10 protein-coding genes are annotated in these 18,883 nt (G+C 38.6%); 6 read left to right on the top strand and 4 right to left on the bottom strand.

Features of this window, described 5'->3' with window-relative positions:
• Window positions 1-260 precede the first annotated feature (260 nt).
• Together ACSQ6I_RS15515 and ACSQ6I_RS15510 are read left to right on the top strand one after the other, a co-directional pair.
• A complete protein-coding gene (locus ACSQ6I_RS15515; RefSeq protein ID WP_438891194.1) occupies window positions 261-1,064 on the top strand; it encodes a hypothetical protein in 804 nt (267 codons plus the stop codon).
• 16 nt (window positions 1,065-1,080) lie between these two features.
• A complete protein-coding gene (locus ACSQ6I_RS15510) occupies window positions 1,081-1,503 on the top strand; it encodes a DUF488 family protein (protein ID WP_438891193.1) in 423 nt (140 codons plus the stop codon).
• A gap of 2 nt (window positions 1,504-1,505) precedes the next feature.
• Here the strand turns inward: ACSQ6I_RS15510 and dacB are convergent, their stop codons facing one another.
• Both dacB and ACSQ6I_RS15500 read right to left on the bottom strand, forming a co-directional pair.
• Entirely contained in the window at window positions 1,506-2,972 is a 1,467-nt protein-coding gene (gene dacB, locus ACSQ6I_RS15505; protein ID WP_438891240.1) for a D-alanyl-D-alanine carboxypeptidase/D-alanyl-D-alanine endopeptidase, read from the bottom strand.
• 255 nt (window positions 2,973-3,227) lie between these two features.
• Entirely contained in the window at window positions 3,228-4,718 is a 1,491-nt protein-coding gene (locus ACSQ6I_RS15500) for an aldehyde dehydrogenase family protein (RefSeq protein WP_438891192.1), read from the bottom strand.
• A 668-nt stretch (window positions 4,719-5,386) separates the two neighbouring features.
• Here ACSQ6I_RS15500 and ACSQ6I_RS15495 point away from each other — a divergent pair.
• Complete coding sequence (locus tag ACSQ6I_RS15495) at window positions 5,387-9,520, top strand: ExeM/NucH family extracellular endonuclease (RefSeq protein WP_438891191.1); 4,134 nt, start codon at window positions 5,387-5,389, stop codon at window positions 9,518-9,520.
• Window positions 9,521-9,860: 340 nt separating this feature from the next.
• On the opposite strand, the gene ACSQ6I_RS15490 is transcribed toward ACSQ6I_RS15495, so the two are convergent.
• Both ACSQ6I_RS15490 and ACSQ6I_RS15485 read right to left on the bottom strand, forming a co-directional pair.
• Window positions 9,861-10,577, bottom strand: coding sequence for a cyclase family protein (locus tag ACSQ6I_RS15490; RefSeq protein ID WP_438891239.1), 717 nt, complete (start codon window positions 10,575-10,577; stop codon window positions 9,861-9,863).
• Window positions 10,578-10,772: 195 nt separating this feature from the next.
• Window positions 10,773-11,762: a Rieske 2Fe-2S domain-containing protein gene (locus ACSQ6I_RS15485; protein ID WP_438891190.1), complete on the bottom strand. Its 990-nt coding sequence runs from the start codon at window positions 11,760-11,762 to the stop codon at window positions 10,773-10,775.
• A gap of 92 nt (window positions 11,763-11,854) precedes the next feature.
• Here ACSQ6I_RS15485 and ACSQ6I_RS15480 point away from each other — a divergent pair, with 92 nt between their 5' ends.
• The 3 genes from ACSQ6I_RS15480 (at window position 11,855) to ACSQ6I_RS15470 (ending at window position 18,798) form a co-directional block, all read left to right on the top strand.
• Window positions 11,855-12,511: a TetR/AcrR family transcriptional regulator gene (locus tag ACSQ6I_RS15480; protein WP_438891189.1), complete on the top strand. Its 657-nt coding sequence runs from the start codon at window positions 11,855-11,857 to the stop codon at window positions 12,509-12,511.
• A 138-nt stretch (window positions 12,512-12,649) separates the two neighbouring features.
• The gene (locus tag ACSQ6I_RS15475; protein ID WP_438891188.1) at window positions 12,650-15,208 is read left to right on the top strand and encodes a dynamin family protein; all 2,559 of its coding nucleotides are present in this window, start codon (window positions 12,650-12,652) and stop codon (window positions 15,206-15,208) included.
• A 188-nt stretch (window positions 15,209-15,396) separates the two neighbouring features.
• Window positions 15,397-18,798: a molecular chaperone gene (locus ACSQ6I_RS15470; protein WP_438891238.1), complete on the top strand. Its 3,402-nt coding sequence runs from the start codon at window positions 15,397-15,399 to the stop codon at window positions 18,796-18,798.
• The last annotated feature ends 85 nt before the right edge of the window (window positions 18,799-18,883 follow it).

The raw sequence follows: 18,883 nt of genomic DNA, 5'->3' as shown, positions 1-18,883 counted from the left end.
ACAGCGATTTTCGGTTAAATGAACCACATTTTTTGGTTTCACGCAGAGCGCGAAGAGGTTTTTCTCTAAAAAAACAGGATATATTGTATACTTGATTACCAAATGCCTTGAAAGTGTTAAGATATAAGGCTTACGCAAAAAACTCTCAAACTCTTATTTCTCCTTGTCCTCTGCGTCCTCTGTGGTTTGTTTTTTCGTTGCTTGTGCGTAACTTATGCAACTATTAATACTACGTACATCACGAATAAAGTGAGATATCAATGGAAAGAAGAAAAATTTTAATTGCTACTAAAACCTACCCATCAATTAGTATGAAGTATGAAGAAGTAGTATGTACAGCAGGAGTTTTATTAGATGATAATGACAAACCGCTACAGTGGATTCGTATTTATCCTATACGCTTTCGATCTTTGGAAATTGACAAACATTATCCAAGATGGTCTATTATTAGTGCTGAAATAGAGAAAAACCCAAAGGATAATAGAGAAGAAAGCTTTCGGATAAATGATGAATCTATTACAATCCTTGGAAAAATTGATACTAGTAATAACTGGGAAGAGAGAAAATCGCTTGTTTTACTAGATAATTTAGAGTTTCAGTCTATTGAGGACATTAAAAAACAGGGAAAGTCCCTTGGTATTATTAAACCTAAAAGTATTAAAAAATACTATTACAAGGATGACACTCGTGAGTGGAGTAAAAAACAACAGGCTGTTCAAAACCAACTTAACTTATTTAAAAAGCCAGTTGATCTTGAAAAAATACCTTATAAGTTCTATTACAACTTTGTTTCTTATGATGATAGTAACCATAATTTGTCCATAATTGATTGGGAAATTCAGCAATTGTATAGAAATTCACGAAATGCCTCTACAAAATCGATTCAACAGGAGCGAGAGCAAGAAGCGTTAGAAAAAGTTAGACAAAAATTAGAAGATGAATTTATGAACAAAAAAGATTTATACTTTATAGTAGGAAATCAACAAAGATATCCAGACAGTTTTATGATTATTGGTATATTTTATCCACCAAAACTTAAATTTGAGCAAATGAATTTATTCTAATAAGAGAAAATAAAAAATGGCGCTTGTAGAAAAAGTATTAAATAATTATATTCTTACTTTCGGTTATGGCAATCGGAAGAACTATGAAGAATTCATAGAATACCTTGATAAATTTCAAGTTTCATGCGTTGTTGATGTCAGATTTACTCCTCGTGCTTGGAGTCGTAAATGGTACGGTGATCAGATTGAAAAACTTTGTATATTTAAAGATATTTACTACGTTTCTAAAATCCACCTGGGTAATACATCTGGAAATGCAAATTGGATTCCACCCGACAAAGAAGAGGCTAATAAATCATTAGCAGAAGTCGCAGAAATTGCTAGTAAAGGTACTGTTTTATTGCTATGTGCTGAAAAAGATTGGCATAGATGCCATCGGGTAGATGTTGCTAATCAACTAGAAAAGTTAGTAAGGATTCCTATAAAACATCTAACTTAGGATTAACATCGCTTTAATTGCGCTAATAACACTACAATTTCATCCATTGCTTGTCTAACCACACTTGCAGGTTGTTCAGATTGATTTACCATCATACTAAAAACCAAAGGCTCATAATTAGGAACATTTATATATCCTGCAAGGGAAACTACACCCATCATCGTGCCTGTTTTTGCTTGGACAATTCTCTCAGCAGATGTATTCTGAAGGCGATTTTTTAAAGTCCCACTCATACCTGCAACTGGTAAAGAAGCGCGAAACACTTCTGCTTGGGAAGATTTACCCATAATTTGTAAAAGTTTTACCAAGGCTTCTGGACTAATTAAGTTTTTGCGAGATAATCCAGAACCATCTACTAAAATGTAACTTGTGGGTTCAATTCCCAAATCAGTTAAAGTAGTCTTTAAAACTTGCAATCCTACATTAGAAGTAGTTTGATTTTTTGATAATGTTTGTTTACTCGCTAAAGTCCTGAGTAGAGATTCAGCATATAAATTATTACTATTTACATTTGTTTCTACTAATAATTCAGATAAAGGTGGAGATTCAATGCCGGCTATTTCTTGTTCATTTTTACTAAAATTACTGCTAGAAGATGTCTGTTTAACAGCAATTCCTTCTAATGCTAAACTCTGACGGAAATGCCTTAAAAAATTATCAATGGGATTAAAAACAGCCAAAGCTGTGATATCAGGTTTTGAATTGACAGCCAACCGTCCATTAATCCGTAATGTTTGTCCTTTCAAATCACGGGTAACTTCAATAAAACCTGGTTCATTTTGTTGAGTAGTGACAGAATTATTTTCAATTTTCCACCAATATCCTTCTACAGGTTCAGCCCAATTAATTTTTAGAGGTTGCCCAATGTTTTGAGGTGATAATGTTAATATAGAAGCATTTTCATTCAAAATTAAACTGTTGACTGGTGCGCCATAATAAGCCTGTACATCTTCCCATTGCCAACTAGGATGAACAAGTTCACCTTGAAAATAACTATCATCAGCAATTAATTGATTAACTTCACGAATACCTTTTTGGTATAGTTGTTTTGCTAATATTGTTAATTGAGTATCTTTGAAGCTGGGATCTCCTCTACCAACAACGCGTAAAACACCATCGTTGTCTTGATAAATAGAGGTACGAATCCGAAAATCTGCGCCCAATTTTTGCAATGCAGCAGCAGTGGTAAATAACTTGGTATTAGAAGCGGGAATAAAATATTTATTGGCATCTAAACTGTAAAGAGTTTTTGTGGATACCAGGGGTTTGACTAAAATTCCCCAGCGCATTCGACTAAATTGAGGACGATTGACAACAGCATCTATAGATGATTTTAATTGATAGGGACAGGTGTATTTTGTATTAGTTACTGGTGTGGTTTGAGTTTGTGCTTGAGCTATTTGCTGGTTAACACCAATTTGGACACTAATAAATAGAAGCATCAAGCTAATAGAAATTTTTTTGTAAATCATTTTTGTAGATAATTTTAAGTTCGGATAACTACACATACTAAAGCTAGTAGTCTGTCAACTCAAAAATGACGGGTTCAGTCGTCAGGTGCATCAGATGTCAAATGTCTGTTGATTGTTGGTAAATTATCGAGTCTGACGTGGTTGGTGAGCTTGCCGAACCACACCCTACAAAGCAAGCCAATTGGCTAAGTCTTGAATCCGTCAAAATGTCTTTGACAAACTACTAGTATATTTGATAATTGCTCTTACCAATTACGAATTACGGTTATCTATTTGGGCGCGTTGCAAACTTCCAGAAAAGTCAACATAGACACTCTTCCATTCAGTAAATATATCCAAAGCTGTGGTTCCTGCTTCTCGGTGTCCGTTGCCGGTTTGTTTGACTCCACCAAAAGGTAAATGTACCTCTGCGCCAATGGTGGGGCCATTAATGTAAGTGATACCTGCTTCAATATCGCGCATGGCTGTAAATGCTCGATTAATGTCGCGGGTGTAGACTGAAGAAGAAAGACCATAATTAGTGTCGTTGAGAATTGCGATCGCATCCTCAAAGCTGCTAACCTCTATTAAAACTACCACAGGCCCAAATATCTCTTCCCTCGCTACCCGCATATCAGACGTAACATCATCTAAAATCGTCGGTTTAAAGAAATAACCATGTTCCAAATCTCCCTCTTTAGCAATTTCTCCACCAATTAAAACCTTTGCACCTTCCCCACGGGCAATATCTATATATTGATTAACCCGTTGCAGTTGCTTGTCATTAATTATCGGACCAATATCTGTATCAGCATCAATACCAGCACCCAAACGTAATTTACTGGTACGTTCTAATAACATATTCGTAAATTTCTCTTTGATATCCCTGTGCAGAATCAAACGACTTGTAGCCGTACACCGTTGTCCAGTTGTTCCAAAAGCCCCCCAAACTGCGCCGTCAAGTGCTAATTCTAAATCTGCATCTTCCATTACCACTTGGGCATTTTTACCACCCATTTCTAAACACACACGTTTATGAGTGCGTCCACAAGTTGCACCGACAAAAGCACCAGTTTCCGAAGAACCTGTAAAAGAAACTAAATCAATATTTGGATGTTCAACTAAAGCCTTTCCTGCTTCTTCTCCTACACCATGTACTAAATTAACTACCCCTGGTGGTAAACCTGCTTCGGCAAAAATTTCTATTAATTTCGTTGCACAAGCTGGTGTATCTTCCGCAGGTTTCAAAATCACAGTATTCCCACAAACTAAAGCCGGCATTGCTTTCCAACAAGGAATAGCAACCGGGAAATTCCAAGGAGTAATTAAAGCACAAACTCCGATAGGCATTCTCACCGTCATGGCGAATTTATTAGGCATTTCTGAAGGTGTCGTTTGCCCAAATAATCTTCTTCCTTCCCCTGCACTATAAAAAGCGCAATCAATACCTTCTTGGACATCTCCCCTAGCTTCTGTCAAGGGTTTGCCCATTTCTCGACTCATTAACTGGGCTAATTCTTCTTTATGTTGGAGTAATATTTCCCCAACACGAAAAATGTATTCTGCCCTTGCGGGTGCGGGAACCTTACGCCAACTGTGATAAGCTTCACGGGCTGCGGTTACAGCTGCATTGACAGCTTCAATTCCCGAACGGGGAAAAGTAGCAACGACTTCGTTTTTATTAGCAGGATTGCGACTTTCTAAAGTAGATTCATGTAACCATTCACCGTTAATATAATTTTGGCAGATTATTGGAGTTATCATTTTTAAGACATCCAGATTTGAAATTACTATAATTTACGTGCTATGGCGGTTCTCGGTTGAGTGCGAGATATAAGAACCCCACCCCCAACCCCCTCCCCGCAAGCGAGAAGGGGGCTATGATGTATTTCATTCAAGTGAATACTGTTATATACAAATTGGACATAATAGGAATCAACGGTAATTAATTATTGTCGGCTTTTGGGACAGCATATTGAATAAGGTGCGTCAGAAGTAGAAAATCTGTTAATTGTGTCAAATTATCGAGTCTGACGCACCCTACAAGAGACTTAGTTTAAGGCATAGAGTTCTGTCCCAATAAATTAACTATCTTCTATCTTCTTCCTTCTTCTTTCTTCCTTCGCGTCCTTCGCGCCTTTGCGGTTCATTTAATCCATATTCTTTTTCGAGAATATTTTTAAATGACATTAACCATTACCTTAACTATTTAATAGTTTTGCCTTAAACTTGCTGAGATAAATTAGGTATTGTTACAAAAATTTACCGCTGACCAATAGTAATACAGTTGTTTTTAGCAATTCCACAAATACTGTTACAGAGCGAAGATCACATCTACCAACTGCAAAACTCATTTTTTGTAGTCAGTTTTTTGCTGTTAATAAATATAACACTGACCAACCAAAGAATTAAACATTTGGAGATTTAAAAAAATGGGTAATCAATATCATGAACTTTCCGCAGGTTCATTAACACAAGATTGGACAGATATAGCCCTAATTAGCACCAGTGATGATTGGAGTAGTATTCCTAGTATTATTGGCTATCGTGGAGATAGTTTAACAACTGCAACTAGTGTAGATCCACAAACTGTTGTTGGTGATGAAACAACTGTAGATGTGAATGCTAACCAAACTAATCCAAACACATTTACTACTAGTGGAGTTGCTGAGTTTGAAATTTCTAATCCAGTAGTTGCCCTTCAAGGTTCAGGTACTGCGGATGCTCCCTTTCTATTGATTCATCTTAACACCTTGGGTGTAACAAACATCAATTTATCATACAAATTGCGGGACATTGATGGATCTACAGATGATGCAATTCAAGCAGTTGCTTTGCAATATCGTGTTGGTACTTCAGGTGATTTCATTAACATTCCTGCGGCTTTTGTTGCTGATGCCAGCACGGGACCGAGTTTAGCAACTCTGGTAACTACAGTCAATGCTACATTACCCACAGCAGCAGAAAACCAATCTCAAGTGCAGGTGCGGATTATTACTACAAATGCAGCTGGAAACGATGAATGGATAGGGATTGATGATATTAATGTATCGGCTACTGCATTACCAACCGATTTGTTTATTTCAGAATACATCGAAGGCAGCAGTAACAACAAGGCGATTGAAATTTTCAATGGTACAGGGACAGCGATTGATTTAGCAGCAAGCGGTTATAAACTTGAGTTTTATTTTAACGGCAGCACAACTCCAGGAACAACCATTAACTTAACAGGGACAGTTGCCAATGGCGATGTATTTGTTGTGGCTGATAATGATGCTGTTGCCGCTATTCTAGCAGTTACAGATCAACAATCTACTAGCAGCTTTTTCAATGGTGATGATGCGATCGCTCTCAAGAAAGGTAATATTATCATTGATGCGATCGGACAAATTGGTTTTGACCCCGGTACTGAATGGGGAAGTGGACTAACCAGCACCGCAGATAATACAATCCGTCGTAAATCAACTGTTACTGCTGGAGACACCAACCCCAATGATGCTTTCGATCCTTCTGGACAATGGGAAGGTTTTGCTCAAAATACCTTTGATGGATTAGGTAGCCACACAATCGGAGGAGGTGGACAATCTACACCAACTCTCAGTTTAACAGTTACTCCTAACAATTTCTCAGAAGGTGCAGGTATTAATGCAGCCACAGCTACAGTCACTCGCACAGGTGACACAACTAATGCATTAAATGTCACATTGACTAGCAACGACATCACAGAAGCAACTGTTCCTACTACAGTTACAATTGCAGCTGGACAAACATTTGCTACCTTTGCCATAAATGCTGTAGATGATGCTTTAATCGATGGTTCTCAAAACGTTGTAATTGCAGCAAATGCAATTGGCTTTAGCAATGTCACCGCTAATATAACAGTGACTGACGATGACATTGCACCTCCCACCATTATCAAAATCCATGATATTCAAGGTAATGGTGCAACATTCAATTCTGCTTTTAGTGGAACTCAAACCATAGAAGGTATTGTTGTTAGTGCTTTCCTTGGTGCTTCTCAACTCAACGGCTTTTATGTTCAAGAAGAAGATGCTGATGCTGATAACGATTCCACAACTTCAGAAGCTATCTTTGTTTTCGACCCAACAGGCTTATTTTCTGGTAACGTTGGCGATAAAGTCCGCATTACTGGAACAGTAGGAGAATTCACCAGCACCAGCAGCGGTATTAGTAGCAGCTTAACTCAACTTTCTAGTCTGACAAACGTTGTTAATTTAGGTGCTGACAACTTACCCACAGTTACCAATATTCAGTTACCTGTTACCAGCGTCGCAGACTTAGAACATTATGAAGGAATGCTAGTTAATGTTAGTGCTGGAACTGGGGATTTAACTGTCACCGAACATTTTCAACTAGGACGCTTTGGTCAAGTTCTTCTCTCCGCAACAGGTGCTAGTAACCAAGCTGGTACTGATGGCAGACTTGAACAATATACTCAATTTAATGCTCCTAGTGTCAGTGGATATGCTGCTTATCTAGAGGAGATTGCTAACCGTCGAATTATCCTCGATGATGGACGCGGTACTCAAAACCCTGATCCCATCTTATTCGGTCGTGGTGGTAATCCTCTCAGTGCTACTAACACCTTGCGTGGTGGTGATACAGTATCTAGCATCACTGGAGTTTTAGATCAACGCTTTGAAGGTTATCGCATTCAAACTTCCACAGGTGTCAACTTTACACCAGCTAATTCTCGTCCAGAAACGGCACCAGATGTCGGTGGTACTCTCAAAGTTGCTAGTTTCAACGTTCTCAACTTCTTCAACGGGAATGGTACTGGTGGTGGTTTCCCTACTTCACGGGGTGCAGATACTTCCGCAGAATTCACACGTCAAAGAGACAAAATTATCCAAGCCATTATTAATTCCGGTACAGATGTTATCGGACTCATGGAAATAGAAAATGATGGTTATGGTACTAATAGTGCGATTCAAGATTTAATCAATGGACTAAATGACGTTGCTGGTGCGGGAACTTATGCTTTCATTAATCCGGGAATTTCCCAACTAGGAACCGATGAAATTGCTGTAGGAATGATTTATAAACCTGGTAGCGTTACTCCCATTGGTTCAGCTGTGACAGTAGCTAATGGATTCGGTCAAGGTGCATTTGATAATAATAACCGCAAACCCCTAGCGCAGACTTTCTCTCAAAACTCCACTGGTGAACAATTTACAGCAGTTGTCAATCATTTTAAATCTAAAGGTTCGAGTTCAGGTGGCGTAGGTGATGCTGACGCAGGAGACGGACAAGGTTTATCCAATGGTACTCGTACTCGTGCATCTGAAGATTTAGCTGCATGGTTAGCGACAAATCCCACAGGAACTTTAGACTCTGATTACCTAATTTTAGGCGATCTCAATGCCTATGCTCAGGAAGATCCAATTACAACTTTGGCAAATGCAGGATACAATAATCTACTTCCCAGCACAACTTACTCTTACGTTTTTGATGGTCAGTGGGGTTCTTTAGATCATGCTTTAGCTAATAGCAGTTTAGCAGCACAGGTGACAGGGGCGGAAAAATGGCATATTAACGCTGATGAACCAAATGTTTTGGACTACAACACTGAATTTAAGTCAGTAGGACAACAAACCAGTTTATATAATGCTGATGCTTTCCGTTCCTCTGATCATGATCCGGTTATTGTCGGGTTTAATCTCTATACTGCTCAAAATCCAACCAATATCAATCTAAGTGAAAATAGCGTTAGTGAAAATGTTGCTGTTGGTACATTAGTTGGTGTTTTGAGTACAACTGATCCAAATTGGAGTGATACTCATACTTATAGCTTGGTAACTGGAGATGGAAGTGCTGATAATGGTGCGTTTGCGATTAGCGACAACCAACTTTTGCTGAATGTTTCTCCAGATTTTGAGTCTCAGTCTAGTTACAACATTCGCGTGCGGACTACTGACCAAAGTAACTTGAGTTATGAGCAGGAATTGACTGTTACCATTAACGATATTGAGGAAACACCTTCAGGTTTAACTATTACTGGTTCTAAGCGTGCTGACATTCTCATCGGTTGGAAAGATGATGATACGATCGCAGGACTCAATGGAAATGATATTATTTTAGGACTCAATGGAAGCGATCGCATAACTGGTGGTAATGGTGGAGATATTCTCCTTGGTGGGAATGATGCAGACTTCTTTTTCTATCCTGCTTTTAGTGATTCACTTTTGGCAAATAGCGACCTGATTCTTGATTTTAACCCGCAAGAGGGCGATCGCTTTATCCTTAATAATCTACCCACTCATACCTTCAATGCTGGTGTGATCAGTGCTGCTAACTTGAATAGTGCCATAAATTCTGTCTACAAAGATGCTAATACTACTGTTGCTGGTCTGCAACCATTAACTGCTAATCAAGCAGTATTTTTCAGCTTCGGTGCTACAACTTTCACTCGCCGCACCTACCTGGCTGTTAACAACGACATCGCTGCTTTCAATCCCAAAAGTGACCTCTTGATTGAATTAACAGGGCTGAACAGCACTCTACCTACCGGAGAATTAACATCAACTGACTACTTTGCTGTTTAAAAAACATACTCTAAACAGTTAGGAACTGTACTTTTTCCTGACGAAAAAACTAAATATTAAGCCTCTCCTCGTTTACGGGGAGAGGTACTCTTCGAGACGCTTCGCGAACGCGTCTCTGGAGAGGGGTTCCATGTTTGGTTAACCTATGAACCGTTTGCAGTATACCTATCTTCTTCTTTTTCTTTCTTCGCGTTCTTTGCTTCGCAACGCTACCGCGAACGCGTCTTTCCTTACGGAACGCTTCGCGAACGCGGTTCATTTAATCTATATTCTTCTGGTAGAAAGGAAGTAATCAAAACTCTGTAAAGGCGTTTTCGTAAACATCTCTACCACACAGCACTCAAAATAACGCCATTACCGCAGCCGGTGAACCAGAACCACCCCGCAATCTTAAAACACCAATTATCAAAGTAGTCCCTTGAGGTGGCAGTTGATCTAAATTCGTGAGATTTTCTAAAACAATACGTGATTTTGCTAAGACCAGACGATTAATAGTAAAATTAGTATCTTGCCCCGAATCTACACCATGTGTATCAATTCCGACTCCAGCAATTTGCCTTTCAGTAATTAAAAACTCCGTTGCATCACTTCCAAACCCTGGAAAGTGCATATTCCCTTCTGCATCTTGATTCAAAAACGCATTCTTATCCAGCCATTTAACTTGCCAACCTGTATAAAGTAGCACGATATTATCAGCACCAATAGTCCCAAATTCTGCTTCCCAAGTCAGGATATCTGCAATAGTTAGGAGATAGTCAGGATTTACCGCTGCTTGCTTACAAATATCTATCACCACCGCAGGTACTACCAACGACTGGGCAGAATATTCGTCAACGCCCATACCATTACCGTGAAAACTACTAGGGGCATTGATATGAGTAGCACTATGTTCCCCTAAAGAAAAACGCCGCAAATAATAGCCATCATCTTGCAATTCGGCAACAGTGGTAAATTTTACAACTGGATCACCAGGCCATTGCGGTATACCTATGTCAATCAAATGACTCAGGTGGATAACGCGAGAATAGGAGATACAGCTTGGCTTCTGGGGGTGTATGGTAGCATTCCTCTATATATTGCAGCTAAATTTTAGCATAAAGAATCCCCCAATTCCTTTATATCCAAGGTCAGTTGGGGGTTTCCAATGTTGCAGCAAAGAGTGATTGTAATACAAGTGAACAGCCAAAAAGTTAACTTTTAAGAAACAAAAGATTAAAATTAGGTAAAATATATGCAAATTGAGCAACAACTCTTACTCTCTGAGACTCTGCGTCTCTGCGAGAGAAAAGTTTTCAAAATTCCGTTTTACCCAATCCATCCCAACTTCGTTATTTAATCTTATATGCTGAGGAACATTAGGATATAGCTTACCCAAAATATCAACATCTTGCTCAACAATTACTTCTGCTAGACGGACAAAATTTTTCTTAATTAAATTGGCAAAGAGATTTTTAGATTTACCGTAAACTAAAACATAAGTGCGCGTATGTGTTTCTGATTCGGGAATGAAAAAATGAATTTGTTTCACACTAGCCACAGGACTTTCACCATGTACGACTAGACAACAGGGAAAGAAATTTTCTAAATGGGCATTAATTATGTTAGGAATAGCTATCAGTCCGGGATTTTTGAGTAAATCATGAAATTTAGTTTGCTTTCTGATTAAATCAAAGTAAGCATGGGAGTGATATCCATTGTCAAGAAATTCTTTAAATTCTACTTTTTCGATTTCAAATAATGGTCGATGTGTACCATTTTGGTGATCATAGTCATGCATATTTAATAGCATAGTCAGCAGTTCTGTTTTGACGCTGAAGTTTTTTGTATGTCCGATAAATTCATATTCATCAGCAAAATCTTTTAAAATTGTGGGGATAGTAATTTTTGGTTCATACCCACCATAAGTCCAAATAAAATCACCTTGAATAATTAACTCTAATGGTTGGAGTAGGGGCTTTGTTTGTTTATTGCTATTGGGTAAAACTGTACAACCGTGGCTATCAAATTCTAAAGCATGAAATGGACAAACTAAAGTGCTACTACCATCTGCTTTTATCACACACCAACCTTCGGAAAGCATTGCACCTAAATGGGGACAGGCGTTAGGTAGACAGCTAAATTTACCTGTTTTATCTTGCCAAATTACGTAATCTTTCCCATAAAGGGAGACTTTAAAAGGCTGATTTGGCTTAAGCATGGAGCGATGAGCTAATAACCAAGGTGCGCCTTGTAACATGGTCATAAAAAGCCTCTTATTTAATTAACTAATTTTTTAATTAGTTTAACGAGTGAGTGAGATTGCTGTCAACTCTTGTTAGACTGAACAAGCAAAGTTTGTCTAGAGATACTGTGGTTAAGTTTGTCAGGAATCAGGGAGGTGCTAAATCGGTGCGTGATGCGGAGGTGACACAGCAGCAAATTCTGGATGCAGCGGAGATGGAGTTTGCTAGGGATGGGTTAAAGGGGGCGAGGTTGAGTGCGATCGCAAATCGTGCGAAAATTACAACAGCGATGATTCATTATTACTTTGAGAATAAAGAAGGTTTGTATAAAGCGGTTTTGCAGCGTCCGATTAATGAGCTAGAATCAATGGTTGGTCAAATGAACCTTGACCATTTACACCCAGAAGTAGCATTAGAACAAATTATCCGCAGTGCGATCTCTTACGAAGCCGCTTATCCCCATCGTCAAATGCTGTGGTTTCAAGAAGCGAGTCAAAATCAAGGTTTGTATTTTAAGCAGGTTAATCCTGGGAGTTTATACGCACCACTGCTGCAAGTTTTAGAACGAGGAATTAAGGAAGAGTGTTTCCGGCCTGTAGATCCATTTTTAACATTGACTCACATTATTAGTGTGTGTATTTTCTACTTTACCGTGCAGGAAAACTGGAAACATTTGACACCAGATATAGATCGTCTCAGTCCAGAGATGGTAGGGGAACATACAGAAAGTGCGATCGCTCTAATTTTAAACGGTGTGAAGAAAAATTGAGTATTTCCCAGACAGCAGAGGGAAAAATATTTATCCCCAATCCTCAATCCCCAGTCTCCTTTGTTGCATCAAGAGTAGTTATTGGCATTTTTTGTGTTATAACGCTCACAGAAAATGAACTCAGGCAGAAACTACTCTATGGAACCAGACAAACTGGCCAGGTTTAAAGAGTACGGTGAATTTATCCTCCGTAAAATCGACTCTGTACCCCAACGCCCTTCCCAACAAGAAGATTGGATTCCTACTAGCCTCGATGATTGTCTCATGGGCTTGCGAGAGGCTGCACAGAAGACTGTAGAACTGGCCGCTTCACCAGTAAAAATCGGCGTAATGGGTGAATTCAGTAGCGGTAAAAGTTTGCTGCTGGGTAGTTTAATCGGTTATGCAGATGCTTTACCAGTCAGCGAAAACCCGACAACTGGAAACGTCACTGCTATTCATATTAAGCCTCAGGATGGTTTTAACACAACTCAAGTTAGTGAATATACTGTAGAATATTTGTCTAATGAAGGAGTGAATGAGTGCTTACACTTCATGTTAAGTGAGGCAAACCGACGCGCTACAGCAGCCGGACTCCCACCGTTACAAGTATCTAAAATCAAGACAGGAAAAGATATTTCTAGTTGGTGTGAAGAAGCTTGGAAAAGTTCAAATAATTTAGAATTACGCTATCTATTGCGGGAATTAGTATTATTTTTGCGGGCTTATCAAGCTTATGGTGAGGCTTTGTGTGGTAGCCATTATCACATTGATGCAGCAACAGCCCATGAAGGGTTACAACTCACAGAAATGCCAATGGCTATCCAAACTCTCAAATTTGAGGATATACCGCCGGCACACGTTCGCTTACCCAGTGCGCCCCAAAGACTACAAACCCAACTATTGCAAAATAGCTTTCCCTTAATTCGGCGTGTTGATATTGAAGTGAAAATATCGCGGGAAATTTGGGATGTCAGTGGGGCTGAAGAGTTTATACTGTTAGATTTTCCCGGTTTGGGTGCAGCCAACTCTGGGGCTAGGGATACCTTTTTATCTCTGCGAGAATTGGCGCAAGTACAGACAATCCTGGTATTGCTCAATGGTAAATCACCGGGAAGCGATCGCGCCAACAAAATTTTTACCATGATGCAGCAGCAACGACCAGGACAAGACTTAAAAGACTTAATTCTCGTCGGTGTCGGCCGCTTCGACCAATTACCATTAGACAGTGAAGGTGGCGAAAGAATACTCGATTTTTTAATCGAAGATCACCCCAATTCTCAACCTTTACACACAGATATAGTATTCCAAAAACTGAAAGTTTTACAAACCATTATTGATGGTGCAGATGCTTTTACCAGCCAAAAAGACCGCATCGTTTTATTATCACCACTATTAGGTTTAGCTGAATTAGCAAAACGTTCAACCACAGTTAAAGCAGGTTCAGAAGAATTTCTCGCTAATTTAGATTATCCCGACTACTTAGATCGTTCTAAACGACTACAACAAAAATGGGGTAAATTAAGCGAACGGTTATTAACAACAGAACCTCGCAATTCACTAGGTAGACAATTAAGTTATTTTGCTCAAGATGGAGGTATTAGTAAACTGCGAGAATTGATTCAAAATCATGTAACCACTCATGGTTTAAAGCAATTATATGAAGATACTCGCAGGGCTGCTGATGTTGTCCGTCAGCAACAAGAACAACTCAAAGATATCATCGCCGAAATACACGAACAAGGCATCCCCACAGCAGATAGTCCCGCTTTAATTGAATTGCGTTTAGGAATTGAAAGCTTAGATAAAACCTACAGAAGCTTTCAAAAAGATTTAGGAAAAGAACCACTCAAAGATCGGCGGGGAGTTGTTGTTAGTGATGTGATCAAAGACGAACTAACTTTTAGAATCTTGAATTGGAGTCAATGGACTTTATTATTTAATAAAGCTCATCATGGCACAATTGCCTTAGCAGAATCTAAAGGTGCAGCCGGAAAATTATTTGACCGAGGAAATAGAGTTAATAATTCCTTACCTACCAAGAGTGATGACTTTTATCCAGAATTTGAAAAAACAGTTAAAGAACTAGAAAATTTTGCCCGCGAAAGAATCCGTCAAGCAGTGGTAGACCTGTTAAATAAACTAGCTCATCAATTAGTCCTAGAAAGAGAAAAATTACAATCAATTATCAACCCAGAAATGGAACAAATAATTGAAGAAAAATTTGGATTAGAAGCAGCCGATTTATTTTATAAACTCCTCTTAGGATGTGATCCCAATCAATGGAAAGAAGCTATTATCGTAGAAATCAGTAACCAAGATAAAGCCATATCTCCAGAAAATATATTTCCCTTGGCGCGACGAGATGAAAAACACAACATTGGACAAATATTTGATTGGTCTCCAGAGAAAAACCAAAACCCATCTCGTTCTGCTAATCATCAACTTTTTGTCTTGCGTCTGCGAGATGAAATCACCGCCAGCGCCAGCCTTCATCTTGTTCAGTATGTCAGCGAAGTTAACCAACAAGTTAATTCCGAATTAGATGGCATTTTAGACCAAATTATTCCTAGTTTACAAAACCTATCTAAAAAAGAAGAACTCCTCAGATATATAGCCGCCGGAGACTCACCTCCAGAGTTAGCAATTCCCACCTGGTTACAGATTCTCGCTGATATTGCCACAATTAATGAAAATGTTGCCTATGAATATCTGTAAAACTTTATGACAACCGATTAATCATCAATCACCTATCTCCTTCTTCCTTCTTCTTCTTCCCTCTTCCCTCTTCCCTCTTCCCTTCGCGTCCTTTGCTTCGCAACGCTGCGCGAACGCGCCTTCGCGGTTCATTTAATCCATATTCTTCTGCTGAAAAAGAAGTATCAATCACCAATCACCCATTAATTATGCCTGTGGAAATTAGCCTTCCACCTCGTTTTCAACTGCGAGTCAAAGAAAATCAAAATTTGGATTTACCTGCCATTCAAATTGTCGCTACCAACAGCAATATTCCGCATATTTCTCGCATTACCTGTACCGTTAGAGGAAGTCCCACAGAACTAGCAGCAGAAATCCAAAACACCTACAAACACTTTGATTCTGCCACACCACAAAAAATCTCTAACTTATGTCAACTAGGTCAATGTTCTTATGTGTTAGAGAAACCTTTAAACCAAACAGTAAACTGTACCTTACAGGTTATTGTTGAATATTTCGATTCTGATGCTACAGGAAACCCAATATTATCTATACGCAAAAATATTAGTGCTTCCTGTGACCTTTGGTTTTCTCCAGATTTTGAAACAACAGTAACAGATAAACCCATGAACCCTTTTGAATTAGACACATATTTAAATAAACTGAGTCAACAATTAAGTGAAAAACTCAATGAGAAATCACAAAAAAGATTTCCCGGTTGGTTCGCTTTAGACTTTGGTACTTCTAACTCCACAGTTACACTTTTTGACCCTATAGAAGTACCAATTGCCGAAATTTTACCCAGAGAACAAGAATTAAGACTACGCCAACGTTTAGCAGAATGGTTAAATTCTCCCGCTGCTTCTGCTTTACCTGATATCGGTGCGAGTGAATGGGAAAAATTTATTGCTAATATTAGCAAAAACTTAGAAATTGAACCAGAACAGTTAAGCGAAATTTTTGAAAGTGATAATAAGGAACTCTTTTTAGAATCCATTCGCCAAATTGAATTATGTTTAGGAAATAGTGATAGATTCCGCCGTGCTGTTAGCAAAAAACTTTATCAGATATATCACGAAGTTTTCCGCGTCCCAACTTTAGAATCACAAAATTTAATTCCTGTAATCTTAGATATAGATAGAAGAGATACAGAAATTCCCAGCGAAATGGAAATATCACAAATAGAACCCTTGAAATTGCAAATGGGTAGGGAAGCAAGGGACAATAGAAAAAAAGCCATAGCCCAAGGTACAATTAGTTCCGTCAAAGACATTATTAGTCGATTTCACCACTCACCCAAACGGTACTTTGGTCAAAATCGAACTTTCCCAGTGATCTTAAATGGTGAAGAACAAAACATCCAAGTTAACCAATTAATTCAAGCAGCTTGGGCGCATTTAATTGACTTAACTGAAGATTATCGTCAACGGTCTAAAAGGAGATTTTCTGAAGGTGATTTATTAACAGCAGTTGTCACCTATCCCACAGTAGCACCTCCAGTAGTGCGTAAAGAAGTGAAAGCACTAGTTCAAGAATTGGGAATTGATGATGTCCAAACTGCTTATGATGAAGCGGTATCTGTAGCTATATTCTTTTTATGGCGAGAATTTGGTGGAAATCTCAATTTAGGAATTGAATCTTTTAAAACTCGTTGTCGCCAAGACAGAAATAAATGGTCACAAAATGTTTTAGTTTTAGATATTGGTGGTGGAACTACCGACTTAGCTTTAATTGAACTGACGTTAGAGGATAAAACCCCATTTTTTGCTGATAATGAAGATAGAGGTTTAGGTGGACGTTACTATAAACTCACCCCTAAATTATTAGGTTCTTCTGGTCATTTACAGCTAGGTGGTGAGTTAATTACACTGAGAATATTCCGGCTTTTAAAAGTAGCAATTGCCGATTTTCTGCTCACAGCTATAACCACAGGTGACATCGAAAGCGACAAATTAGAAGATTTAATTAACTCAGAATTAAATGAACGCTTTTTAGAAGATGGAAAATTTAAAAGTGGTAGTTTATTGAAATGTCTAGATAAAGAAAACCCCGAAGGTGATGTTGCTTTCAAAGATGCCTTAGATACAGCCGAAAAAGTATTACCTACTCGTTGGCAACAAGCACCCCAACGCCTACAAACATTTTACACCCTTTGGGATCATGCCGAAGCAGCTAAATTGAAATTGGGGCAAAAATCACCAGGAGACGGTTCTTTATTAACCTTCACCCTTTCCGAACAACAAATTAGTGAATTACTAGCCCAAAGTGCAGTTAAATTCCAAATTATCATTCCTGATGCTATTTCTCTCACCCTAGACAGTCAGCAATTTGAACGCACTGCAATTTCGGCAATTAAAGAAGCCATTGGTATTGCTAAAGGACTGATGGAAAGTCGCTTAAATGCTCAAACTAATCAAAAAGTAGATTGGTTAATTCTCTCTGGTAAAACTTGCAATCTCGATTTAGTACAACAACAAATTTACCTAGAATTTAGCAAATCTCCCTATTTTGTGTGGAATCCAGAAAGAATTACCTTCGTTTTAGAATTTACCAAACTCGCTACATCTGCCGGTGCTTGCTATGCAGAAAAACTGCGTCGATTAAGATTTGATCCTGAAGAATCTAAAAGTCTGTTGCGAAAAGGTGCAAACCAGCTAGAAATAGATGTCAAAAACCTATTTTATTATCTACCTTGCAACTTCAGACGCAAAACCCAAAGTAACGAACTCTTACCCATATTCAATGCTGGACAAGAACTTTATCAACTTTCAGCTTGGGAAAGTATCGCTAAAGTTCGTACCCATTGGCAAGGCATACAATTAACAAATATTATCTATCGACAAGACTATGAAGATGGAGATTTACGCCTGTGGGGTAGCTTTGATGGTAAAACTTTAATGGAGAAATTAGCAATGGTAGAACCAGAGTTTCTCAAAAAAATTAAAGTTCAATTTGAAATAGACCAAACCCTACAATTTAGTGTTTTACTCTGTCAAGGTAGTCCCCATTATTTAATAGATGTTAATGGTATTGACATCAAGTCAGCAATATCAGATGATTCAGAATCATCAGACCTATTTACTGATGGTAAATTGAAATGGAATATCGCCATTGAACATCCCTATCAAGACTTAAATGATGGTGATATTGCCATTAACGTTTTAGAATCAGCAACAGTTGATCAACCAGATGCTTATCATTTAGTATTTGCAGTTGATGGAAATGACAGTAAATCTCTGCAAACATTTCACTATTTGCAAGATGGTGTAAATGAACTAGGAAGTGGCGTAATTAGTAATCCTTTACCTCCCTTCCCTCAAAGTGGACAACACACCTTCTATATTTATCAAACAGATAGTGAAACCAACAGCAAAAAATGGATACGCATTGGTTCACTTAGCAAGCCAGATATCACCACAGACTACCCCTGTCAATATCATGTGACACTTGACAATCAAGGTATATTAAGAATGCACGCCGGTGAAGTACCTTATTGGACATCACACAATCAAGAATGTCTCCAACAAGCAGGATGTGTTTATAGTGCAGAACTAGAATTACAACCCAACGAAGTTGATAAAGAACGCGATCCTTTTTGCGGAATACATTAAATAATCTCACGCAGAGGCGCAGAGATGCAAAGAAGAATTTACTCTGTGTACCTCTGCGCTAACCTCTGCGTTTTACCCTCTCTCT

The organism is Anabaena sp. WFMT (genome assembly GCF_051781005.1).
Classification (GTDB): domain Bacteria; phylum Cyanobacteriota; class Cyanobacteriia; order Cyanobacteriales; family Nostocaceae; genus Anabaena.
The sequence above is the reverse complement of the archived record's forward strand: the minus strand, read 5'-3'. Positions and strand labels throughout refer to the sequence as shown.